This window comes from Jejuia sp. G7-7 (assembly GCF_055808955.1).
The window spans coordinates 1,505,888-1,529,404 of record NZ_JBVVSZ010000002.1; the positions used below are offsets into that span (position 1 = coordinate 1,505,888).

Consider the following 23,517-nt stretch of genomic DNA (forward strand, 5'->3'; position numbering starts at 1 on the left):
AATAAACAGATTTGATAGATAATAAAACTATATATCAAGTTGATGCTTTTACGGATAAAGCGTTCAAAGGTAATCCAGCAGGAGTGATGATTCTTGATGCATTAGCTTCAGAAGCATTTATGCAAAGTATGGCAGCAGAAATGAATTTATCTGAAACTGCTTTTGTATCGCCTAATGGTAATGAGTTTGATATTCGATTTTATACACCAACTGTGGAGATTCCGTTATGTGGTCATGCTACTTTGGCTTCAGCACATATTATGTATGAACTTGGTATAAAATCATCAGATGAATTAATACAGTTCAAGGCTAAAGGTGGAAATTTAACTATTTCAAAAGATGAAGATGAAATTGTTATGACATTTCCGCAATATAGTTTGTCGAAAATTAAAACGCCTCCTGATTTTAAAGCCTACTTAGGTTTTGAACCTATTGCAGTTTATAAAACCAATAATTGGGTTCTTGCAATCGCTGAAGATCAAAAAGATATTGAGAATAGCCAACCCAATTTTGAAGTTTTAAAATCAAACGGATTAGGACATCTAATGATAACTTCCGAAGGGAATAATAATGTTGATTTTGTGGTGCGTTGTTTTGTTCCAGAAGCTGGTATTAATGAAGATCCCGTAACAGGCTCAGCGCATTGCGCTTTAACGCCTTTGTGGTCTAGTAGATTAGGGAAAACACATATGACTTCTCATCAAATTTCTGAAAGAAGGGGTATTTTAAAAGTTGCAATTAAGAATTCTAATGTTGAAATTAAAGGGAAAGCAATTACTGTTTTTGAAGCTAAATTAAAAATTTAGAGTTCAGAAAGACGAACTCTTAATTTAGTTGCTCCGTTTTTAATAGTCCAAACAGGTATTCTTATTTCAATACGTTTTAGTCCTTTTTCTTTAATATCTAATTCATGGGGAGGTGGAGATAATGATATTACTGAAACACTTATTTCAGGATGAGATAAATTCTCCAATTTAAGTTGTTTTCCGTCTTGTAAAAGAATTGCTCCAAAATCAGTTAAGGTAACATCAGCTGTTGTAATCATTTGCCAAGTAATCACTTTGGTTTTGTTTGATAAAACGAAATCGTCTTCAATTAGTAACGAATTGGTATTGTCTTTTGTAAAACGTCGTGTCGCTTTTTTTATGTTTTCGCCATATACTGGTGTTAAGTTGAAACTTACTGATGGTTTTATGTCGCTGTTAAAATCTACCAATGGGACAAAGGCGTTGTTTATGAATTTTTCATTATTGATTGTAATAGTACTATGTCCAAAATTATTCTTTGTTAACAGTTTCCAACGGTCGCCATTTTGATCATTTGACCAAAGATTAAAACCCGTTTTTTCAATATCGTGATATTCTTGTCGAGGTAAATCTAAAGACCACCTAATACCATTTAAATCGAATACAAATGATCCTGCATCCATATTGCCATGACTCATGGATGCTTTTCCGCCTTTACAACCTAGATAATACTTAATAGAATCTTTGGTCTTACTCTTAAATATAGCAATCGGATTTTCGCCATCTCCTTTCCATGCTGTAGGTAATTCTATATTATTTTTTTCTTCAAACTGACTTATCCAAGACATTGCAGACCCCATCAACCTTTGTAATTTACCCATCTTGTAAGGTTTTTTAAGAAAGCGGTCTTTTTCAAAAAAGTTTCTTGTGCCAGATTTTGTAGCAAACCAAGCTAATGTTTCATCTCCATTAGGATTTCTTAGTAGCTCACAATCAAAATAGTTATAAGTAAATTCAGAATGAGAATTGGAAAGCGCTCTAAATATGGCACTTTCTTTAAATCCGGGTGTATCATAATGTCCAAAATCAGTACCAAAAGCACTTTCAAACATAGCTATAGTCATAACGGAATATCGTGTGGCATATCCCCAATAAGTAGAGCCTTCAGGATATGCACCATCGGGAGCATAAGCTTTTAAGGCGTTTGGTAAACCATCCAACGCACGATGAATTGTTTTTGCAGCTAATTGTGGGTTATCATCGGCAATAGCGAGAGCAGCAGCAACAATTCCGCCTTGGCACACTTGATTCCAATTATTTGTTAGTTTAGAGATTCCCCAAACTTTTCCATTTTTTCTCCAAGTTTTGTTTAAAGCTTTATCTATCAGAGACTTTTTTGCTTGATTGATAGTAGATTGGGGTAAATTATTCTGAGTCCAATCTAATGCTAAAGCAACTCCTAAAGCCATTTCTCCTACATCTAGAAAGTGTTTTGGATTCCAATCAGGGAAATTACAAACAGCGAGTAATTCATCATTTATTCTTTTAAGTGATTTTTCATCTTCTTCTATGAGATAAATAAAACCAAGTATGTTGATGCGATATAAAAATTCGCGAGAAACGTCAAGGAGTCTTCGTCCTGTAATCTCATAGCTAACAAAAGGTTTTTCGTAAATATCATCTGCATTCAACTTAATAGCTGCGTATAAATTTTTTAAAACCGAATCTTTATCAATGTTAGATTTTAGATGAGTTACAATTTTATTTGTGTAAACTAATCTTGGAAGAGATTTTCTAATATTTTTTTCTAAATATTCAACATCAACAGGGTTTTCTAGAGGATAAAGTGTCGTTTTAGTTTGACCAAAACAAAGCCCAAATATTAAAAAAACAGTTATAAAAAGAAGTCTAGTTTGCATTATTCTAGATTATTTCTTCGAATATAGTACAATGAAAAGATAGTTGATAGTTTACTCACAATTTTTTAAATTTATATATTAGCATCATGCTATCCAAAAAAACCAAATACGGACTAAAAGCGCTAACTTACATTGCACGAAGTGAAGGCGATATGCCTGTTCAAGTAGGTGTGATAGCAAAGAGCGAACAAATTCCACAGAAATTTTTAGAAGGTATTCTTTTAACTTTAAGAAAATCAGGTGTTTTAGGGTCTAAAAAAGGCAAACATGGCGGATATTATTTGAGAAAAGAACCCTCTGAAATTTTAATGACTGATGTGATGCGCGTTCTCGAAGGTCCTATTGCTATGGTGCCATGTGTTAGTTTAAACTATTATGAAAAGTGCGACGATTGTCCTGATGAGTATAAATGTAGTGTTCATAAATTGATGATAGAAGTACGTGATAGCACGCTTAAAGTCTTCAGAAATACAACTTTAGCTGATTTATCTAATACAGATGGATAAAGATTTCTCAAAATATTACCGATTTTAAAAGAATTTTCTACAGTTAATCCTTAAAATTTTCCATTATTCTAAAAAGTTGTTAAAACTCTTTTTTGTGTTATAAAATGTTTTACTTTTGTAATCCCTACTAAATTGATAGGATTAATATAAAATAACGACAAATGATTGCGCAAATGTTATTAAAAGGTAAAGAAAAGTCCACTTATAAAGATGATAGTATTGGAGAAAAACCAATACGTAGTGTAGCGAAAGCATTAAGCTGGAGAGTCATTGGGACTTTAGATACTTTGATTGTGTCTTATATTTTAACAGGAGAAATTTCGATTGCAGCGTCTATAGCTTCAATTGATTTTTTAACTAAAATGGTATTATACTTTTTCCACGAGCGTATTTGGAATGCTGTAAAGTGGGGTAAATAAATATAAAGAAGGATGTTTACAGAAACTCAAATAGAAGAATTAAATAAAAGCTTTGAAAAAGCAACGCCAGCTGAAATTATTCAGAAGGCTTTCGAGCTTAATGAAAAAGCAGTTGTAACAACTAATTTTAGACCTTACGAAGCGGCTATACTACATGCTGTTAGTAAAATAGAAGCTAACATTCCTGTGGTTTGGTGTGATACAGGTTATAATACACCACAAACTTACAAGCACGCAGAACAAGTTATTAAAGATTTAAACTTAAATGTGTCTTTATATGTGCCAAAACAAACATCTGCACACAGAGATGTGGTTATGGGGATTCCTAGTATTGATGCTCCAGAGCATGCTTTGTTTACAGAGCAAGTAAAGCTTGAGCCATTTAAAAGAGCTATGGAAGAACATAAACCAAATGTATGGTTTACAAACCTACGTCAAGGGCAAACAGCATTTAGAAACAGCATTGGTATTTTTAGTTTAAGTAAAGATGGCGTTTTAAAAGTGAGTCCGTTTTACTATTGGTCTGATGAAAAATTAGACACCTATTTAGAAGAAAACAACTTACCAAACGAATTTAAATATTTTGATCCAACTAAAGCATTAGAAAACAGAGAGTGTGGTTTACACGCTTAAATAAGATATTATGAAAAAAGATACATCACATATCAACTCGCTTGAAAACGAAGCGATTTACATCATGAGAGAAGTGGCAGCACAGTTTGAAAAACCGGTGTTGTTATTTTCAGGAGGAAAAGATTCAATTACTTTGGTAAGATTAGCGGTTAAAGCATTTTATCCAGCAAAAGTACCTTTCCCGTTAATGCATATTGATACAGGACACAACTTTCCTGAAACTATTGAATTCAGAGATCGTTTGGTTGAAGAATTAGGATTAGAGTTGATTGTAAGAAACGTACAAGATTCTATCGATCAAGGAAAAGTGAAAGAAGAATCAGGACGTTATGCAAGTAGAAACATGTTGCAAACTACGACACTTTTAGATGCTTTAGAAGAATTTAAGTTTGATGCTGCTATTGGTGGTGCACGTCGTGATGAAGAAAAAGCAAGAGCAAAAGAGCGTATTTTTTCAGTTCGTGATGATTTCGGACAATGGGATGAGAAAAACCAAAGACCAGAATTGTTTGATATGTTGAATGGAGAGATTGACCATGGACAAAATGTTCGTGTATTCCCGATTTCAAACTGGACAGAATTAGATGTTTGGTCTTATATAGAAAGAGAAAATATTGAAATTCCATCTATTTATTTTGCACACAAACGTAAAGTATTCTTAAGAGACGGCATGATTTGGTCTGCTGAAGACGGTGTGGTTTATAGAGATGAAGATGAAGAAGTAATTGAAGAAATGGTACGTTTTAGAACTGTTGGAGATATGAGTTGTACAGCAGCTGTATTATCAGATGCGGTTTCGATTTCTAAAGTAGTAGAAGAAATTAGAGATTCTACAATTTCAGAACGTGGCGCAAGAATCGATGATAAACGCTCTGAAGCGGCAATGGAAAAGCGTAAACAACAAGGGTATTTCTAAAAATACAATTTTGTCATTTCCGCGAAGGCGGAAATCTTTTAAAACGAATACAAATTAGGTTTAGGACCTATCATTATAATAAAAAATGGAAGTATTAAAAATAGCAACAGCAGGAAGTGTAGATGATGGAAAAAGTACGTTGATTGGACGTATTCTTTACGATACAAAATCATTAACTACAGATAAGTTAGAAGCCATTGAAAAAACAAGTAAACAACGTGGATACGATTACTTAGATTTTTCTTTAGCTACGGATGGTTTAGTTGCCGAAAGAGAACAAGGAATTACTATTGATGTCGCACATATCTATTTTTCAACAAAAAAGAAAAGTTACATTATTGCTGATACTCCTGGTCATGTTGAGTATACGCGAAACATGGTAACTGGAGCTTCAACATCACAAGCCTCTATCATATTAATTGATGCTCGTAAAGGTGTGATTGAGCAAACCAATCGTCACTTCTTCATCAATAATTTATTAAGAATTAAAGATGTGGTTGTTGCGATTAATAAAATGGATTTAGTTGACTACTCTGAAGAAGTTTACAATAAAATCAAAGCTGATTTTTCTGAATTAATGAGCAAAAGAGATTATCAAGATCAAAAAATCACATTCATTCCAGTAAGTGCTTTAAAAGGCGATAATGTTGTTAATAAATCTGATGAGATGCCTTGGTATAAAGGAGAAGCGTTATTGGAGCATTTAGAGCAATTAGATAAAGCTGATATTTTTAATGTAGGTACACCACGTTTCCCTGTGCAATATGTAATTCGTCCAAAAACTGAAGATTTTCATGATTTTAGAGGTTATGCAGGAAAGGTTTATGGAGGAAATTTAAGTGTAGGCGATGATATTATTGTGTTGCCATCCAAAACACGTTCAAAAATAAAAGATATTTATTTCTATGATGAAAAGTACGAAACGGCTTCAAGACGTTCTTCAGTTACTATCACTTTAGAAAATGATATCAATGTAAGTCGTGGTGATATGATTGTTAAAGAAGGCGATTTACCAACTATCGATAAACAATTTACAGCTAATGTATGTTGGATGGATTCAGACCACCTTAATACAGGCGGTAAGTATATTGTGCAGCACGGAATTAATAAAGTATTGGCTAAAGTTGATCGTATTAATCATAAAATTAATCCTGATTATTCTGGTTTTGAAAAGGATGTTACAAGTTTAGGAGTAAACGATATTGCTTCGGTAACCTTCAAATTAAATAAACCAATTTTTTACGATCAGTTTAAAAATCATAGAACTAATGGGTCTTTCATTTTAATAGATCCACAGTCAAATAATACGGTTGGAGCCGGATTTATTCAATAAAAAGAAAAGGAAAATGAGAAGTTTCGAAACAGAAATAGAAAATCCGATAGTCCAAAAAGACATTATAGAATTAGCTCAAAAAATAGAGCTTTTTCACAACGGAAAAATCGACGAGGAAAAATTTAGAAGTCTGCGTTTAGCACGTGGTGTTTATGGTCAACGTCAAGAAGGCGTGCAAATGATTCGTATCAAAGTGCCTTACGGAAAACTAAAAAGTAATCAATTACGAAGAATTGCAGCAGTATCTGATGAGTATTCTCGTGGTCGTTTACATATCACAACACGTCAAGATATTCAGATTCACTATGTAGATTTAAATAGAACGCCTGAGCTTTGGGCGGAGTTAGAAAAAGATGAGGTTACCGTGCGTGAAGCTTGTGGTAATGTGGTAAGAAACGTAACCGCTTCTGAAACAGCAGGTATTGATGTAGATGAGCCATTCGATGTGTCGCCTTATGCTGATGCATTATACAAGTTCTTTTTACGTAACCCAATTTGTCAAGAAATGGGGCGTAAATTTAAAGTCTCTTTTTCTTCTACAGATGAAGATACAGGATTATCATATTTGCATGATATAGGATACATTGCCAAAGTAAAAGATGGTGTTCGTGGTTTCAAAGTCATGGTGGGCGGAGGCTTAGGTTCTCAACCACGTCATGCGGATGTATTGTTCGATTTTGTTGAGACCGATAAAATCATTCCAATTATGGAAGGTGTTTTACGTGTTTTTGACCGTTACGGAGAGCGTAAAAGTCGTGCTAAAGCAAGAATGAAATTCTTATTAAAAGACATCGGTTTAGATGCTTTTAGAGCATTAATCGAACAAGAGAAAAAGGCTATCGAATTTAAAAGTGTTGCTATTGATGCAGAATCTTATGTAGCTTCAACACCAGTTGAAATTACTGAAATCCCTCAAGTGACTATTAAAGATCAACAAGCTTTTGAAACTTGGAAATCTACCAACTTAATTCCTCAAAAACAGGAAGGTTATGTTGGTATCGGTATCAAAGTATTGTTAGGTGATTTTTATACAGATAAAGCACGTTTATTAGCTGATTTAGTTGATAAATATGGTGCTGGAGAGGTGCGTTTAACATTGCGTCAAAACATTGTTATTCCTTTTGTAAAAAGAGAATTAGTGCCGTTATTTTATACAGAACTAGAGAAATTAGGTTTTGTTGAAGCGGGTTATAATAAAGCAGTTGATATTACAGCATGTCCGGGTACAGATACTTGTAACTTAGGTATTGCGAGTAGTACTGGTATTGCAGAAGAATTAGAGCGTGTTATTAAAGCTGAATACCCACAATATTTAAAAAACGAAGATCTTGTTATTAAGATTAGTGGTTGTATGAATGCTTGTGGGCAACACAATATGGCAAATATTGGTTTCCAAGGGATGACGGTTCGTACGCCAGATAAATTAGTGGCACCAGCTTTACAAGTATTACTTGGAGGTGGTAATCAAGGCGATGGAAACGCAACCTTTGCAGATAAAGTAGTAAAAGTGCCAAGTAAAAGAGGACCAGAAGCATTACGTAGAATCTTAAATGATTTTGAAGCTAATGCTAACGGAAAACAGTTTGTAGAGTACTACCAAGAAAAAGGCGAAAAATACTTCTATGATTTCTTGAACGATTTACAAGATGCAAGTAATTTAACCCAAGCTGATTTTATTGATTGGGGCGAAGAAGAAAAATACGTAAAAGAGATAGGAATTGGCGAATGTGCAGGTGTAGTTATCGATTTAATCGCCACCTTATTCTTTGAAAGTGAAGAGAAAATTGAAAACGCCAATGAATCTTTTGGTAACGGAGTGTATTCAGGAGCTATTTATTTAGCATACCAATCTTTAGTGAATTCAGCGAAAGCGTTATTATTAGCTGAAAACAAGAAGACAAATACACATGCAGGTATTATAAAGGACTTTGATGAATTATTTATTTCAAGTGGAAAAATAGATTTAGGGACATCTTTCTCTGAATTGATATACCAAATTAATAAATTTGCACCAACTGCCGAATTTGCTTCAAAATATATTGAAAATGCAAATCAGTTTTTAGGTAAGGTTAGAGCGTTTAGAGAAGCTCAAACGGAACTATCAAAGAAAGCGGTTTAATAGATAAAAATGAGTATTAAAACCCCAAAATTAACTGTTGTAGGTGCAGGCCCTGGCGATGAAGATTTAATTACCTTAAAGGCAATTAAAACCATTGAAGCTGCGGATGTCATTTTATATGATGCACTAATCAACGAATCTTTATTAAAATATGCTTCTGAAGATGTGGAGCTTATTTTTGTGGGGAAACGTAAAGGTTGTTATGCCTTTCAGCAGGAACAAATTAACGAGTTAATTGTTACTAAAGCCAAAGAAAAAGGGCACGTTGTACGATTAAAAGGTGGCGACCCATTTATTTTTGGTCGTGGTGCAGAGGAGATTGACTATGTAAGAGGATTTGGTTTAGAAACCTACGTGGTGCCAGGTATTTCATCAGCATTGGCTGTTCCGGCATATCAAGGTATTCCGTTAACAAAACGTGGGTCTTCTGAAAGTTTTTGGGTAGTTACCGCTACAACTAAAGACCATGCCTTATCTGCAGATGTTGAATTAGCAGCAAAATCGACTGCAACCATCGTTATTTTGATGGGCATGCATAAATTGAGTGAAATTGTTAAGGTGTTTTATGCTGAAAATAAGCGAAACACACCAGTAGCAATCATTCAGAATGGTACACGAGATAATGAGAATGTAGGTTTTGGAACTATTCGTAACATTCAGCAGGTTGTAAAAGAAAAGCAACTCGCAGCTCCAGCAATTATAGTTATTGGAGATGTTGTTAAGGAGCGCGCAGTTTTAGATTCCATTAAAAAAGAAGTTATTCAGGATTAAGTGATGGAACGAAATAACTTATATCCTATTTTTTTGAAAGCGAAAAGCTTAAGCGTGCTTATTGTTGGAGGCGGAAACGTTGCCGAAGAGAAATTAACGTTCTTATTAAAATCGAGCCCTGATGCTCATGTTACTATGGTATCGCCCATGTTTCGTGAAGGTACTAGGGCGCTTGCAAAAAAAGGTTGTGTAACATTAGTTGATGATGTTTACAATAAAAAGTATTTAATTGGCAAGCATATGGTTGTAGCTACGACAGATGTACCTGAAGTGAATGTTCAGGTGTGGAAAGATTGTAGAGCAGAAGCCAAATTAGTAAACGTTGCCGATAATCCGCCATATTGTGATTTTTATATGGGAGGCATTGTAACAAAAGGTAATGTGAAAGTGGCTATTAGTACTAACGGAAAATCGCCAACAACAGCTAAACGTTTACGTCAGTTTTTTGAGGATGTTATTCCTGAAAATGTGGACGATTTAGTAAAGAATTTAAACGAGTATAGAAAAACAATAAAAGGGGATTTCGAAGAAAAAGTGGAAACACTAAACGAATTCACGAAAGGATTAATAGAAAAAAAGAATCATAAAATGATTAAGACTGATATACTTATCATAGGAGCGGGACCAACAGGTTTGTTTACTGTTTTTGAAGCGGGATTGTTGAAATTGAAATGTCATTTAATTGACGCATTGCCACAACCGGGTGGACAATGTTCAGAGTTGTATCCTAAAAAACCTATTTATGATATTCCAGGATTTCCTGAAATTTTAGCAGGAGATTTAACAAGAAATTTGTTAGAACAAGGAAAGCAGTTTGAACCTGGATTTACTTTGGGGGAACGTGCCGATACTGTTGAGAAGCAAGAAGATGGTACATTTATAGTAACTACAAATAAAGGTACAAAACATCAAGCGCCTGTTGTAGCTATTGCTAGTGGTTTGGGTAGTTTTGAACCTAGAAAGCCTCAGCTTGAAAACTTAGCTAAATATGAGGATATAGGTGTTGAGTACATGATTAAGGAGCCTGAAATGTATCGTGATAAAAAAGTTATTATTGCTGGTGGTGGAGACTCTGCGTTAGACTGGAGTATCTTTTTAGCTGATGTAGCGAAAAGTGTTACACTAGTACACAGACGTAATGAATTTAGAGGGCATTTAGATTCTGTTGAAAAAGTACAAGAGCTTAAAGATGCTGGAAAAATTAATTTGATTACCCCTGCTGAAGTGACTGATATTTTAGGAGATGGTAAGGTTGAAGCTATTGAAATTACCAAAAAGGATGAAGAACCTTTTACTTTAGAAACCGATCATTTTATTCCTTTATTTGGATTGTCGCCTAAATTAGGACCTATTGCAAATTGGGGGTTAGAGATTGAAAAAAATGCCATAAAAGTTAATAATGCTTTAGATTATCAAACGAATATTCCTGGTATTTTTGCTATTGGAGATGGGAATTACTATCCTGGAAAATTAAAATTAATACTTTGTGGTTTCCATGAGGCAACTATTATGTGTCAAGCGGCTTATAAAATTATTAATCCGGGGAAGAAATTTGTATTAAAATACACAACTGTTAGTGGTGTAAATGGTTTTGATGGTACTAGAAAAGAAGCGCCAAAAGCGGTTGTTCAGGCCATCAACTAAAACAAATAAACTAATAAGCTAGAGTTTGAAAATGACTTTGGCGGATAGGTGCATTAGGGATTGAAGAGAAAAGCCCACAGCCCGACGAAGGAGGTGCGAGGACTTGTAACGGAAAGCCCGACCCGATAGGGGAATGCCCAAATAAAAAATTATCCTGCAAGGTGCTAAAATGCCTTGTGGGATTTGATATTTAACAGATGAAAAGTTACAACGTTTGCTTAAAGGATACTGCTAAAACATTCACGAAACGCTTGTTTTATTCCTTGTTTGATTGTGCGCAAGAGGAGGCGCATGGGGATTATTTGGAGAAGACTTTTTTGAAGATACTGACGACGTTAGAGATTGAAAATGGCAAGGAAATTTGGGCAACATTTAAGGCTGAGCTTCCTGAAACTAGAAAAAAACTGGATTTAGATGCGATTGCTTTTGAGAGTAATGACCCTGCTTCGCACTCTTTAGCGGAGATTTATATGGCCTATCCTGGTTTTTATGCGATTTCGATTTATAGATTGAGTAATGCACTTTACAAGCTTGGGGTTTATATTTTGCCAAGGATGATGAGTGAGTATATTCATGGGATTACGGGTGTTGATATTCATCCTGGGGCTACGATTGGCGAGTCGTTTTACATTGACCACGGAACGGGAATTGTTATTGGTGAAACGTCTATTATTGGTGAAAATGTTAAGATTTATCAAGGGGTGACTTTGGGAGGAATTTCGGTTTCTAAAGATTTGGCTTCAACAAAAAGGCATCCGACTATTGAAGATAATGTTTGCATTTATGCTAATGCGACCATTTTAGGTGGAGATATTGTAATTGGTGCAAATAGTATTATTGGTGCTAATGTTTGGATTACGGAATCGGTTCCAGAAAATTCGTTAGTAACCTATCAAACAGAAATTAAAATAAGACCAAGAAAAAATGGGATTCGAAAATAGTATTATTGGTCAGATTGGAAATACACCTCTAGTTGAAGCGACGCATCTTTTGAAAAAAGAAGGTGTGCGTTTATTTTTGAAATTAGAAGGAAATAACCCAGGAGGAAGTGTGAAAGACCGTCCTGCTTTCAACATGATTAATGAAGCTTTGAAACGTGGCGACATTAAAAAAGGAGGGACTTTGGTTGAAGCTACTAGTGGAAATACTGGAATAGCATTGGCATTTATTGCGAAGTTATTAGAGTTAAAAATGGTATTGATAATGCCTGAGAATTCTACAGAAGAACGTGTAAAAACGATGCGTGCTTATGGGGCTGAGGTTATTTTAACGCCGTCGGATGTTGGTATTGAGGGGTCTCGTGATTTGGCTTTTAAGCTTCGTGATGAAAAAGGCTATACTTTGCTGAATCAGTTTGAAAATGATGATAACTGGAAAGCGCATTATAAAACAACTGGTCCTGAAATTTGGGAAGCTACAAATGGTAAAATAACACATTTTGTATCGGCTATGGGAACTACTGGCACTATAACAGGTACATCAAAATATTTAAAAGAAAAGAATAGTAGTGTTACTATAGTTGGTGCTCAACCTGCCGATGGAGCAAGAATTCCTGGGATTAGAAAGTGGTCGCCAGATTATGTACCTAAGTTTTTTAATCCTAAACGTGTAGATATTGTTGTTGATGTATCTGAAGAAGATGCTAAAGCGACTACTATTAAGTTAGCTAAAGAAGAAGGCGTGTTTGCAGGTATGAGTAGTGGTGGTTCTGTATTTTGTGCCTTAACGATTGCTGAACAAATTGAAGAAGGTATTATAGTAGCCATTATTTGCGATAGAGGGGATAGATATTTATCGTCTACATTGTTTGAGTAAGGAATTAAAATTCTCCTGCAAGGTTTTTAGAACCTTGTAGGTTTAAATTATAAATACCTACAAGGTCAAAAAAGACCTCGCAGGATAAGGATAACAAAAATATAGTTAGTATTTTTGTGCGCGAGTTCATTAACGTACTAGTGTTATCAAGAAAGGTAGAGGGATTAGACCCGTTGAAGCCTTGGCAACCCTTTAACTTTTTAAAGAAGGTGCTAAATTCTACTAATATGGATGTATTGGAAAGATAACGAAAAGTGAATCTTAAACTTTTCTTGATGACATTTTAGACAACAAATAAAAAAATGTCGAATATATACAAAGCTTTAAAAGAACGAATTTTAGTTTTAGATGGTGCCATGGGTACTATGCTACAAGCTTATAAATTCACGGAAGAAGATTTTAGAGGCGAACGCTTTAAAGATTACCCAACACCATTGCAGGGTAACAACGATTTGTTGTCTATTACACAGCCAGAAGCTATTAAAACCATTCACGGAAAATATTTTGAAGTAGGTGCAGATATTGTTGAAACCAATACGTTTTCTGGAACTACAATCGCTATGGCAGATTACCAAATGGAAGATTTGGTGTATGAACTTAATTATGAATCTGCTAAAATAGCCAAAGAAGTTGCTGATGAATTTACTGCTAAAGAACCCCATAAACCACGTTTTGTAGCAGGTTCAATAGGGCCAACAAATAGAACGGCAAGTATGTCGCCAGATGTGAATGATCCAGGATATCGTGCTGTTACTTTTGAAGAGTTACGTATTGCATACAAACAACAAGTTGAAGCTTTAGTTGATGGCGGAGTAGATTTGTTATTAGTAGAAACGGTATTTGATACTTTGAATGCCAAAGCAGCATTATTTGCTATTGAGCAAGTAAAGGAAGAACGCAATATTGATATGCCAATTATGTTAAGTGGAACAATTACGGATGCATCAGGGAGAACTTTATCAGGACAAACAGCTGAAGCATTTTTAATTTCGGTATCGCATATTCCATTATTATCTGTTGGATTTAATTGTGCTTTAGGAGCTAATTTATTACAACCGCATTTAGAGGCGATTGCTAATAAAACAGATTTTGCTGTTTCGGCGCATCCCAATGCAGGTTTGCCGAATGCCTTTGGAGAATACGATGAAACCCCAGAAGAAATGGGCGAACAAATTGAAGAATATTTAAAGAAGAATTTAATTAATATTATTGGCGGTTGTTGCGGTACGAGTCCGGAGCATATTCGTGTGATAGCGAATATAGCTGCTAAATATAAATCACGTGAATTTGTCACTCTGAGCGCAGTCGAAGAGTCTTAGTATAAATAAATTATGATTCTAGAAGTAGCCACATTAAAAATAAAGAAGGGCTTTCTGCTGAGTTTGAAGTCAATTTCAAAAAAGCAGAAACTATTATTTCTTCAATGAAAGGTTATATTTCTCATGAATTAAAAAAGTGTATCGAGGAAGACGATAAATATATATTATTAGTAAACTGGGAAACGATTGAAGACCATGAAATTGGTTTCAGGCAATCAGATAAATATCAAGAATGGAAAGCATTATTGCATCATTTTTACGAACCGTTTCCAACAGTAGAGCATTATAAATAATGAAAATAAAACAAACTAAATACATGAAATTGTCTGGTTTAGAACCTTTGGTTTTAAACGAAAACAGCAATTTTATAAATGTAGGAGAGCGTACTAACGTTGCTGGTTCTAGAAAGTTTTTACGTTTAATCAAAGAAGAAAAATTTGATGAAGCCTTAGAAATTGCGCGTCATCAAGTGGATGGTGGTGCTCAAATTGTTGACATTAATATGGACGATGGACTTCTTGATGGAAAAGAATCCATGGTGCGTTTTTTAAACTTGATAGCTGCTGAACCAGATATTTGCCGTGTGCCAATGATGATTGATTCTTCCAAATGGGAAATCATTGAAGCTGGTTTGCAAGTCGTACAAGGGAAATGCGTGGTAAACTCAATTTCGCTTAAAGAAGGTGAGGAAAAATTTATTTGGGAAGCTAAACAAATAAAGAAATATGGTGCTGCTGTAATTGTTATGGCATTTGATGAAGTTGGACAAGCCGATAATTATGAAAGACGTATTGAAATAGCAAAACGGTCTTATGATGTTTTAGTAAATAAAGTTGGTTTCCCTTCAGAAGATATTATTTTCGATTTAAATATATTTCCTGTAGCAACAGGAATGGATGAGCATAAAAGAAATGCTATTGATTTTATAGAAGCGACGAAATGGGTTCGAGAAAATCTTGAGAATGTTTCTGTAAGTGGTGGTGTGAGTAATGTGTCGTTTTCTTTTAGAGGAAACAATACGGTACGTGAAGCGATGCACTCGGTGTTTTTGTATTATGCCATCCAGAATGGTATGAATATGGGTATTGTAAATCCTGCGATGTTGGAGGTTTATGATGATATTCCAAAGGATTTATTAGAACACGTTGAAGATGTAATTCTTGATAGACGAGACGATGCTACAGAGCGATTATTAGATTTTGCTGAAACAGTAAAAGGTACTAAAGCTGAAAAAACAGTCGATTTATCATGGCGCGAAAATCCGTTACAAGATAGAATTACGCATGCATTGGTAAAAGGTTTGGATGCCTTTATTATTGAAGATATAGAGGAAGCAAGACTTGCTGCAAACAAACCCATTGAAGTTATTGAGGGCAATTTAATGACGGGTATGAATGTGGTAGGCGATTTGTTTGGAGCAGGAAAAATGTTTTTACCTCAGGTTGTAAAATCGGCACGTGTGATGAAAAAAGCGGTGGCGTATTTGAATCCGTTTATTGAAGCTGAAAAATCAGATAAGTCAGAGCCTGTTGGTAAAATATTAATGGCAACCGTAAAAGGAGATGTTCATGATATTGGTAAAAATATTGTGAGTGTGGTACTAGCCTGTAATAACTACGAGATTGTAGATTTAGGTGTTATGGTGCCACCTGAAAAAATAATTGAAACAGCGATTTCAGAGCGTGTAGATGCTATTGGATTATCTGGGTTAATTACACCATCGCTTGATGAAATGGTGTATTTGGCAAAAGAAATGCAAAACAAAAACTTTGAAGTGCCATTGCTAATTGGTGGCGCTACAACATCTAAAGCGCATACGGCTGTTAAGATTGATACACAATACAATAATGCAGTAGTACATGTAAATGATGCCTCAAGAGCGGTAACGGTTGTTGGCGATTTACTGAATAAGAAAACGTCGCATGCTTATGTGGCAAAAATGAAGAAAGATTATGATGAATTCCGAACTAAGTTTTTAAAACGTGGTAAGGAGAAATCTTATATCTCGATTGAAGAAGCGCGTAAAAGAAAATATAAAATAGATTGGAATACTTCTGAAATTGTAAAACCTAAAGAATTGGGTGTTCAGATTTTGAAGCAATTGAGTTTAAAAGAATTATTGCCATTTATAGATTGGAGTCCGTTTTTTAGAAGTTGGGATTTACATGGAAAATATCCAGATATTTTAACGGATGATGTGGTTGGTGAACAAGCCACCCAGTTGTTTGAAGATGCTCAAGAGATGGTTCAGGAGATTGTTGCAAAACAATTGTTGAAGCCAAAAGCGGTTTTTGGCTTGTTTGAAGCAAATGCGATAAATGAAGATGATATTTCTATTCAGAAAAAAGGACAAGAAGTTGCTGTTTTTAGAACATTGCGTCAGCAATTAAAAAAGCGTGATGGAATTCCAAATCATGCTTTGGCAGATTTTGTTGCGCCAAAAGAATCTGGTAAAACAGATTATATGGGAGCTTTTTGTGTGGGTATTTTTGGAGCTCAAGAATTGGCTGATAGTTATAAAGCAAAAGATGATGATTATAACGCGATTATGGCTCAGGCTATAGCGGATAGGTTTGCAGAGGCCTTTGCTGAATATTTGCATAAACAAATAAGAACCAAACATTGGGGTTATGCTGCTAATGAAGATTTAACAAATCAGGATTTAATAAAGGAAAGTTACAAAGGAATTAGACCTGCACCAGGTTATCCTGCGTGCCCTGACCATTTGGAAAAGGAAACCATTTGGGAATTATTAGATGTTGAAAAATTGATAGGGGTTACCTTAACTGAAAGTTTAGCAATGTGGCCTGCAGCAGCAGTTTCTGGATATTATTTTGGTAATCCAGAATCGAAATATTTTGGATTAGGTAAAATTACAGATGATCAATTAACTGATTATGCAGAGAGAAAAGGCATTGACAAAGGGAAAGCTAGAAAGTGGTTACACCCTAATTTGGCGGAATAACCCGCGTTAGCGATTGTAGAGGAAAGCCCACAGCCCGACGTGAGGAAGTGCGAGGACTTGAAACGGAAAGCGCGACCCGATAGGGGAACGCCCAAGAAAAATATAAAAGTATTAATCATTAATAAGATTCCTGCTTTCGCAGGAAATAGGAATGAAAGTAACAGACCATATTAAAAATGCCAACGGAAAAACATTGTTTTCGTTTGAGGTAATACCGCCTAAAAAAGGTAAAAATATTCAGGATTTGTATAATAATATTGATCCGTTAATGGAGTTTAAGCCACCTTTTATTGATGTAACTACCTCGCGTGAGGAGTATGTGTATATTGATAAAGGAAACGGGCTTTTAGATAAACGTATTACGCGTATGCGCCCGGGGACGGTAGGTATTTGTGCGTCTATTATGCATAAGTATCAAGTTGATGCCATACCACATTTGCTATGTGGTGGGTTTACTAAAGAGGAGACGGAATATGTGTTAGTCGATTGTCATTATTTAGGTTTAGATAATGTGATGGCATTGCGTGGTGACTCGATGAAAGATGAGCCTTACTTTAAACCTGTTAAAGGAGGGAATGCGTTTGCTAATGACTTGGTAGAGCAAATTGCAAACTTAAACCGTGGACAATATTTACATGATGATGTAGATGTGGAGCATAATTCTGATTTTTGTATTGGTGTTGCTGGTTACCCTGAAAAGCACATGGAAGCACCATCTTTAGTTACTGATTTAAGACGTTTAAAAACTAAGGTTGATGCTGGTGCTGATTATGTGGTAACGCAAATGTTTTTTGACAATAGTAAGTATTTTGAGTTTGTTGAAAAAGCACGAGAAATGGGGATTACAGTACCTATTATCCCGGGAATAAAGCCAATTGCTGTAAAGCGTCATTTGCAATTATTACCCCAAGTATTTAAAATCGATTTGCCACAAGATTTAATTGATGCTGTTGAAGATTGTAAAGATAACAAAGCGGTAAGACAAGTTGGTGTAGAGTTTGCTATTCAACAATCTAATGAGCTTAGAGAAGCTGGTGTGCCTGTATTGCATTACTATTCTATGGGGAAGAGTGATAATGTACATGCTATTGCAAAGGCATTGTTTTAAATAGTACATTTGCGGTATTGAAACCCCAATATGAAATTATTTTATACTTATGTATTATGTTCTTTTTGTGTATTAACTTTTGCACAAGATAAAACACATACCTCATACTTTGATATCAATTATTTTAGTGGCAACATTATTTTACATAATGATGAAATTTTGCATTTGATACAGGGGCATCCAGAGGGGGTAATTTTAAGTTTGAATAAAAAAACATATGGTTTTGAAGATTGGGAACAACGTTATAACTTCCCCGATTATGGAGTGTCTTTCGCTTATCAAAATTTGAAAAGCGAGGTTTTAGGAAATAATTATTCATTGTATGCTCACTATAATTTTTACTTTTTCAATCGTAATTTGATGATGCGAATTGGTCAAGGGTTGGCTTATACTACAAATCCATATCATCGAGAAAATAACTTTAGGAATATAGCATTTGGTACATCATTAATGAGTAGTACATATGTAATGCTCAATTATAAAAAAGAGCGCATTTTTAATAGATTTGGTTTACAGGCTGGATTTTCCTTGATTCATTACTCTAATGCCAATGTAAAAGCGCCAAATGGGAGTGTGAATTCCATGACGCTGAATTTAGGTGTTACATATAATTTAGACCATACAGAACCAGAATATCAATATACTCTGGACAATAATGATAGAAAATTCACTCAACCTATAAAGTATAATATTGCTTTTAGGACAGGAGTTAATGAAAGTGATTTAATAGGTAGTGGTCAGTATGCTTTTTATACAATTTCTGCATATGCCGATAAACGTATTAACAGAAAAAGTGCTTTACAATTTGGTTCAGAAGTGTTCTTTTCAAATTTTTTAAAAGAATTAATATATTTTAGAAGCGTGGCATTTCCAGAGGAAGGTCTGTCAGGTAATGAGGATCATAAGCGTTTGGGAGTTTTTTTAGGACATGAGTTATTCATTAATAGAACAAGTTTAGTTACACAGTTAGGATATTATGTTTACTACCCTTTTGAATTTGAAGGAAGAACTTATATTAGAGCTGGGTTAAAACGCTATTTTGGAGAAAAATGGTTTGGTGCTTTGACTTTAAAATCACATGGCTTTAGGGCTGAAGCTGTAGAACTAGGTATAGGATTAAGATTATGAAAAGACTAATTTATATTTTTGGGATTTTTTTCTCTTTGCTTGTGATAGTGATAATGCTAATGACTGTTTTCAAACTTCTGGCAGTTTGATCCAAAAGGAAGTTTCTGTTTCTTCTTTTGATAAAATTTTTGTAAATCGAGATGTTGAGTTGATTGTTAAAGAAGCCCCAGTTCATAAAGTCGTTGTAAAAACAGGGAAGAATTTATTTGAAGAAGTCAAGGTGTCTGTTGAAAACGGAACATTAACTTTAAGAGACGATAATACATGTAACTTTGTGCGTAATTATAACATTACAAAAATATACGTTAGTGCTCCGAATATTACCGAAATAAGGAGTTCTACACAATATGATATAAGTTCTGATGGTGTTTTGACTTATCCTAGTTTGACTATTCTATCAGAAGATAATTTAATGTCAGATGTGTTCACAGTTGGAGATTTTCGCTTGCAAATTGACAATGATAGATTTGAATTATTTTTCAATAACTCATCTAATTGTTACGTCTTTGGTAAAACAAAGAGTTTGAGTGTTTCTTTTTTAGCAGGAAATAGTCGCTTCGAGGGTGAGGATTTTTTAGCTCAGAATATTACTGTTTTTCATAGAGGTAGTAATGATATGTTTGTTAATCCGCAACAATCTCTTGTAGGTAAATTGTTTAGTACCGGAAATTTAATTTCTAAAAATCGTCCACCTCTTGTTCGAATTGAAGCACTTTACAAAGGGCGCTTAATTTTCGAATAAACTTACCGATTGTTTGGCTATTTCTAGCTCCTCATTAGTCGGGATTATTAATGTTTTTACTTTAGAGTTTTCAGGGCTGATAACAGTAAGCTTGTCAGGTCTAATATTATTTTCATCTAAATCGATTTCAACCCCTAAATAATCCAAGTCTTTACAAACAAGCTCTCGCATTAATGGTGAGTTTTCTCCAATTCCAGCGGTAAATACTATAGCGTCCAATCCGTTTAGAATAGCAGTATAACTTCCTATATATTTTTTTATACGGTAGGCATTCATTTGTAATGCTAATTGGCAAGATTTGTTTCCTTTTTCAGCTCCTGCTTGAATATCTCTTAAATCGCTAAACCCTGTTAAACCTAACATGCCACTTTTCTTTTGAAGCAATGTGTTTATTTCACTTAAAGTATAACCAAATTTTTCGGCTAAATGAAAGATTATAGATTGGTCAATATCTCCAGAACGGGTTCCCATAATGAGTCCATTTACAGGAGAAAATCCTAGAGAATGGTCAACACTTTTTCCTTCTTTAATCGCAGTCATGCTACAACCATTACCAAGATGAATAGTGATAATTTTAGAGTGTTCTTTTCCTAAATATTCAATAGCTTTTTCGGAAACGTATTTGTGACTTGTCCCATGAAATCCATATAAACGAATGTTATGCTCATCCAAAAATTCATTAGGAATAGCATATTTATATGCATATTCAGGAATTGATTGATGGAAAGCTGTATCAAAAACAGCCACTTGTTTTGCATTTGGAAAAATAGCTTCGGCAACTTCAATACCTTCAAAATTAGCAGGGTTATGTAATGGTGCTAAAGAAGATAAGGCTTTGATTTTTTGCTTCACAGCATCGGTTATTTCTGTGGTATCTGTAAAGTGTTTACCACCGTGTACTACTCGATGCCCCACGATATCAATGGAGTCAGTAGATTTTATAATACTAGTTTCGCTATTCAATAATTGTTTTGATAGCATTTCTAAACCCACTTTATGATTCGGAATCGCTTCAACAACTTCAATAGCATCTTTATCGGTTTTGAATTTAAATTTTGCATCATCAAATCCAATACGTTCAATTAGCCCAGAGCACAAAATAGTTTCTTCTGGCATAGAGAATAATTGAAATTTTAGTGAAGAACTTCCTGAGTTTAGTACAAGTACTTGCATATTAAATATCTTGAGCTTGAATGGCGGTTATAATTACGGTACTGTAAATATCATCAGCAGTACAGCCTCTGCTTAAATCGTTAACAGGTTTGTTAAGCCCTTGAAGCATCGGGCCAATTGCCAATGCGCCAGTTTCACGTTGCACCGCTTTGTAAGTGTTGTTCCCCGTATTTAAATCAGGGAAAATTAAAACACTAGCTTGTCCTGCAACTTCAGAATCTGGTAATTTACTTTTTCCAATGCGCATATCAACAGCAGCATCATATTGTATAGGGCCTTCAATTTTCAAATTAGGTGCCTTAGCTTTTGCAATTTCGGTAGCTTTTCTAACACGCTCTACATCTTCACCTTTTCCTGATGCACCAGAAGAATAAGATAACATCGCTACTTTAGGTTCAACACCAAAATCTTGCGCTGTTTTTGCTGATGAAATAGCTATTTCTGCTAATTGTTCAGCATTTGGGTTAGGATTAATGGCACAATCGCCAAATATAGAAACACGATCTTCTAAACACATAAAGAATACAGAAGAGACAATATTTACTCCAGGCTTTGTTTTAATAAATTGTAGGGCAGGGCGTAACGTATGAGCGGTAGTATGTACAGCTCCAGAAACCATACCGTCAGCATGACCTTTATAAATCATCATAGTTGCAAAATATGAAACATCAGACATGGCATCTTTGGCCATATCTAAATTAATGTTTTTATGTTTTCTGAGCTCATAAAATGTTTCTACATAATCTTTAAAATGTGGTGATTTTTGAGGAGAAACGATATTGATGTTATTAATGTTTAAAGGAATATCATACTTTATCAAGCGTTCTTGTATTTTTTCCTTTTCACCAATTAAAGTTAAATCAACTACATGTGCATCAATTAATCTTGCTGTAGCACGTAATACGCGTTCATCATATCCCTCTGGAAGCACAATATGTTTTTTGTCTTTTAAGGCACGTTGTAGTAAGTTATACTGAAACATTCTAGGTGTAAAAATACCTGATTGAAAGGTTATTAAGTCTTCAGAAAGCTTTTTCAGTAGCTACGTGTTTTTCAAATGTAGCTATTGAAGTTTCAATTTTTTCAACATTTTCAGCATATATTCTAGATCTAATTTTACCAATTTCATTAGTCACAGCAAAAGTGCCTTTTTTAACACTAATAATAGGAACAACACTAGAAAGTCCTTCAATTAATTTTAAAATAGAATCTTCAGGAATTAACCCACCAGTTAAAATAATACCAGCTATTTTCGGGTAGTTTTTTGATATGTTTGCTTGTAATGCTCCCAAAATAATATCTGCTCTATCTCCAGGAGTAATAACTAGAGCATTTTCTTTTAAGTGAGTTAGGTAGTTGCGTAATTGCATTGCACCTACACTAAAATTTTCAGATTGGTTGTTAATCATATCCTTGCCAAAAAGGATATTTCCATCCAGTTTTTTTGTGATTTCTTTGATAGTTGGACTAGCTAAGCTTTTAATTTTAGGAATTACGGTAATATCTGTACCGTTATTTATTCTAGTTTTTAAAAGTGATTTTAAAGTTGAAACATCATCTGGATTAATTTTGTTGGTCATTATAGAAAGCACATCTACTTCTTCTTTAAACGTATCATGTGCTAACTGAACATTATCAACAATCTCAGTTAAAGATTTTTTATCACCTTGAGAAACGATTATAGCAGGTATACCTAAATTTTTAGAAATTAAAAGATTGATGTCTAGCTCTAAACTTGAGTTTTCATGCGAAAAATCGGTGCCTTCAACTAAAACGAAGTCAAAACGTTCTTCTAGGTATTTATATTTCTTAATTATTTCGTCAATAACATCGCCAGATTTACCTTTATTGTATAAATCAAGAACTTGACTTCTTGTGAATGCAAAGGTTTTTTTATAATTGATATCAATTTCAAAATACGATACCACGGTATTTATATGGTTATCAGTTTCCCCTTCTTTGGTGTCTTCAATAATAGGTCTAAAGTAGCCTACTTTAGCTATTTTACCGAGAAGCATGCGCATTAAACCTAAAACTACAACAGATTTACCGCTATTAGGTTCAATGGTTGCTACATATATTCCTTTGCTCATTGTATTGTTTTTGAAGTCTTACAAAGATAACTTTTCCGATATTCTTAAGAGAAACTATCTAGTAGATATTTACATAATTCGTAACAAAATTAGTGTCTTATAATTGTTGTGAATATGATTTTTATCATGCAATCTAAGATAATATAGTATTGGTTATAAAGATGAATT

The 23,517-nt window shown here is 34.5% G+C and carries 19 protein-coding genes, 2 pseudogenes and 1 riboswitch; of the genes and pseudogenes, 18 read left to right on the forward strand and 3 right to left on the reverse strand.

The window, feature by feature from the left end; translation table 11 throughout:
- Positions 1-11 precede the first annotated feature (11 nt).
- A complete protein-coding gene (locus AC0L5U_RS17160) occupies positions 12-806 on the forward strand; it encodes a PhzF family phenazine biosynthesis protein (RefSeq protein ID WP_473417672.1) in 795 nt (264 codons plus the stop codon).
- Here the strand turns inward: AC0L5U_RS17160 and AC0L5U_RS17165 are convergent.
- The gene (locus AC0L5U_RS17165; protein WP_473417673.1) at positions 803-2,665 is read right to left on the reverse strand and encodes a heparinase II/III domain-containing protein; all 1,863 of its coding nucleotides are present in this window, start codon (positions 2,663-2,665) and stop codon (positions 803-805) included. The two genes, AC0L5U_RS17160 and AC0L5U_RS17165, sit on opposite strands and share 4 nt — an antisense overlap.
- An 86-nt stretch (positions 2,666-2,751) precedes the next feature.
- Here AC0L5U_RS17165 and AC0L5U_RS17170 point away from each other — a divergent pair, with 86 nt between their 5' ends.
- The 17 genes and pseudogenes from AC0L5U_RS17170 to AC0L5U_RS17250 all read left to right on the forward strand — a co-directional run bounded on the left by AC0L5U_RS17170 (position 2,752) and on the right by AC0L5U_RS17250 (position 20,083).
- Positions 2,752-3,171, forward strand: coding sequence for an RrF2 family transcriptional regulator (locus AC0L5U_RS17170; protein WP_473417674.1), 420 nt, complete (start codon positions 2,752-2,754; stop codon positions 3,169-3,171).
- Positions 3,172-3,332: 161 nt separating this feature from the next.
- Positions 3,333-3,590, forward strand: coding sequence for a DUF2061 domain-containing protein (locus AC0L5U_RS17175; RefSeq protein WP_473417675.1), 258 nt, complete (start codon positions 3,333-3,335; stop codon positions 3,588-3,590).
- A gap of 12 nt (positions 3,591-3,602) precedes the next feature.
- Positions 3,603-4,223 (forward strand): phosphoadenosine phosphosulfate reductase domain-containing protein, encoded by a 621-nt coding sequence (locus AC0L5U_RS17180; RefSeq protein ID WP_473417676.1) that lies wholly within the window; start codon positions 3,603-3,605, stop codon positions 4,221-4,223.
- A 10-nt stretch (positions 4,224-4,233) separates the two neighbouring features.
- Complete coding sequence (gene cysD / locus AC0L5U_RS17185) at positions 4,234-5,139, forward strand: sulfate adenylyltransferase subunit CysD (RefSeq protein ID WP_473417677.1); 906 nt, start codon at positions 4,234-4,236, stop codon at positions 5,137-5,139.
- A gap of 85 nt (positions 5,140-5,224) precedes the next feature.
- Entirely contained in the window at positions 5,225-6,472 is a 1,248-nt protein-coding gene (locus AC0L5U_RS17190) for a sulfate adenylyltransferase subunit 1 (RefSeq protein ID WP_473417678.1), read from the forward strand.
- 13 nt (positions 6,473-6,485) lie between these two features.
- Positions 6,486-8,591 (forward strand): HEPN domain-containing protein, encoded by a 2,106-nt coding sequence (locus AC0L5U_RS17195; protein ID WP_473417679.1) that lies wholly within the window; start codon positions 6,486-6,488, stop codon positions 8,589-8,591.
- 9 nt (positions 8,592-8,600) lie between these two features.
- On the forward strand, positions 8,601-9,362 hold the full coding sequence (gene cobA / locus AC0L5U_RS17200; RefSeq protein WP_473417680.1) for a uroporphyrinogen-III C-methyltransferase: 762 nt from the start codon (positions 8,601-8,603) through the stop codon (positions 9,360-9,362).
- A gap of 3 nt (positions 9,363-9,365) precedes the next feature.
- A pseudogene (locus AC0L5U_RS17205) lies at positions 9,366-9,920 on the forward strand (precorrin-2 dehydrogenase/sirohydrochlorin ferrochelatase family protein); the annotation flags it as partial.
- 30 nt (positions 9,921-9,950) lie between these two features.
- The gene (locus AC0L5U_RS17210; RefSeq protein ID WP_473418324.1) at positions 9,951-11,006 is read left to right on the forward strand and encodes an NAD(P)/FAD-dependent oxidoreductase; all 1,056 of its coding nucleotides are present in this window, start codon (positions 9,951-9,953) and stop codon (positions 11,004-11,006) included.
- Between the two features lie 317 nt (positions 11,007-11,323).
- Entirely contained in the window at positions 11,324-11,947 is a 624-nt protein-coding gene (epsC, locus tag AC0L5U_RS17215; protein ID WP_473417681.1) for a serine O-acetyltransferase EpsC, read from the forward strand.
- The gene (gene cysM, locus AC0L5U_RS17220; protein WP_473417682.1) at positions 11,931-12,821 is read left to right on the forward strand and encodes a cysteine synthase CysM; all 891 of its coding nucleotides are present in this window, start codon (positions 11,931-11,933) and stop codon (positions 12,819-12,821) included. The genes epsC and cysM overlap by 17 nt, the downstream gene beginning before the upstream one ends.
- Before the next feature lie 140 nt (positions 12,822-12,961).
- Positions 12,962-13,072, forward strand: a riboswitch (SAM riboswitch).
- Between the two features lie 51 nt (positions 13,073-13,123).
- Positions 13,124-14,140: a homocysteine S-methyltransferase family protein gene (locus tag AC0L5U_RS17225; RefSeq protein ID WP_473417683.1), complete on the forward strand. Its 1,017-nt coding sequence runs from the start codon at positions 13,124-13,126 to the stop codon at positions 14,138-14,140.
- A gap of 92 nt (positions 14,141-14,232) precedes the next feature.
- The gene (locus tag AC0L5U_RS17230; RefSeq protein ID WP_473418325.1) at positions 14,233-14,433 is read left to right on the forward strand and encodes an antibiotic biosynthesis monooxygenase family protein; all 201 of its coding nucleotides are present in this window, start codon (positions 14,233-14,235) and stop codon (positions 14,431-14,433) included.
- Positions 14,433-17,105: a methionine synthase gene (metH, locus tag AC0L5U_RS17235; RefSeq protein ID WP_473417684.1), complete on the forward strand. Its 2,673-nt coding sequence runs from the start codon at positions 14,433-14,435 to the stop codon at positions 17,103-17,105. Before AC0L5U_RS17230 ends, metH begins: the two co-directional genes overlap by 1 nt.
- Before the next feature lie 151 nt (positions 17,106-17,256).
- The gene (gene metF, locus AC0L5U_RS17240; protein WP_473417685.1) at positions 17,257-18,213 is read left to right on the forward strand and encodes a methylenetetrahydrofolate reductase [NAD(P)H]; all 957 of its coding nucleotides are present in this window, start codon (positions 17,257-17,259) and stop codon (positions 18,211-18,213) included.
- Between the two features lie 30 nt (positions 18,214-18,243).
- Complete coding sequence (locus tag AC0L5U_RS17245; protein ID WP_473417686.1) at positions 18,244-19,341, forward strand: acyloxyacyl hydrolase; 1,098 nt, start codon at positions 18,244-18,246, stop codon at positions 19,339-19,341.
- Positions 19,342-19,426: 85 nt separating this feature from the next.
- Complete coding sequence (locus AC0L5U_RS17250; protein ID WP_473417687.1) at positions 19,427-20,083, forward strand: head GIN domain-containing protein; 657 nt, start codon at positions 19,427-19,429, stop codon at positions 20,081-20,083.
- On the opposite strand, the gene AC0L5U_RS17255 is transcribed toward AC0L5U_RS17250, so the two are convergent.
- The gene (locus AC0L5U_RS17255) at positions 20,069-21,256 is read right to left on the reverse strand and encodes an acetate/propionate family kinase (RefSeq protein ID WP_473417688.1); all 1,188 of its coding nucleotides are present in this window, start codon (positions 21,254-21,256) and stop codon (positions 20,069-20,071) included. The two genes, AC0L5U_RS17250 and AC0L5U_RS17255, sit on opposite strands and share 15 nt — an antisense overlap.
- Position 21,257: 1 nt before the next feature.
- Positions 21,258-23,349 (reverse strand): annotated as a pseudogene (gene pta / locus AC0L5U_RS17260) (phosphate acetyltransferase).
- Positions 23,350-23,517: the final 168 nt, after the last annotated feature.

Bases quoted from the DNA above. Each gene is read 5' to 3' on its own strand.
- AC0L5U_RS17165 (WP_473417673.1), bottom strand. From the start codon at position 2,665: ATGCAAACTAGACTTCTTTTTATAACTGTTTTTTTAATATTTGGGCTT.
- AC0L5U_RS17170 (WP_473417674.1), top strand. From the start codon at position 2,752: ATGCTATCCAAAAAAACCAAATACGGACTAAAAGCGCTAACTTACATT.
- AC0L5U_RS17175 (WP_473417675.1), top strand. From the start codon at position 3,333: ATGATTGCGCAAATGTTATTAAAAGGTAAAGAAAAGTCCACTTATAAA.
- AC0L5U_RS17180 (WP_473417676.1), top strand. From the start codon at position 3,603: ATGTTTACAGAAACTCAAATAGAAGAATTAAATAAAAGCTTTGAAAAA.
- cysD (WP_473417677.1), top strand. From the start codon at position 4,234: ATGAAAAAAGATACATCACATATCAACTCGCTTGAAAACGAAGCGATT.
- AC0L5U_RS17190 (WP_473417678.1), top strand. From the start codon at position 5,225: ATGGAAGTATTAAAAATAGCAACAGCAGGAAGTGTAGATGATGGAAAA.
- AC0L5U_RS17195 (WP_473417679.1), top strand. From the start codon at position 6,486: ATGAGAAGTTTCGAAACAGAAATAGAAAATCCGATAGTCCAAAAAGAC.
- cobA (WP_473417680.1), top strand. From the start codon at position 8,601: ATGAGTATTAAAACCCCAAAATTAACTGTTGTAGGTGCAGGCCCTGGC.
- AC0L5U_RS17210 (WP_473418324.1), top strand. From the start codon at position 9,951: ATGATTAAGACTGATATACTTATCATAGGAGCGGGACCAACAGGTTTG.
- cysM (WP_473417682.1), top strand. From the start codon at position 11,931: ATGGGATTCGAAAATAGTATTATTGGTCAGATTGGAAATACACCTCTA.
- AC0L5U_RS17225 (WP_473417683.1), top strand. From the start codon at position 13,124: ATGTCGAATATATACAAAGCTTTAAAAGAACGAATTTTAGTTTTAGAT.
- metH (WP_473417684.1), top strand. From the start codon at position 14,433: ATGAAAATAAAACAAACTAAATACATGAAATTGTCTGGTTTAGAACCT.
- metF (WP_473417685.1), top strand. From the start codon at position 17,257: ATGAAAGTAACAGACCATATTAAAAATGCCAACGGAAAAACATTGTTT.
- AC0L5U_RS17245 (WP_473417686.1), top strand. From the start codon at position 18,244: ATGAAATTATTTTATACTTATGTATTATGTTCTTTTTGTGTATTAACT.
- AC0L5U_RS17255 (WP_473417688.1), bottom strand. From the start codon at position 21,256: ATGCAAGTACTTGTACTAAACTCAGGAAGTTCTTCACTAAAATTTCAA.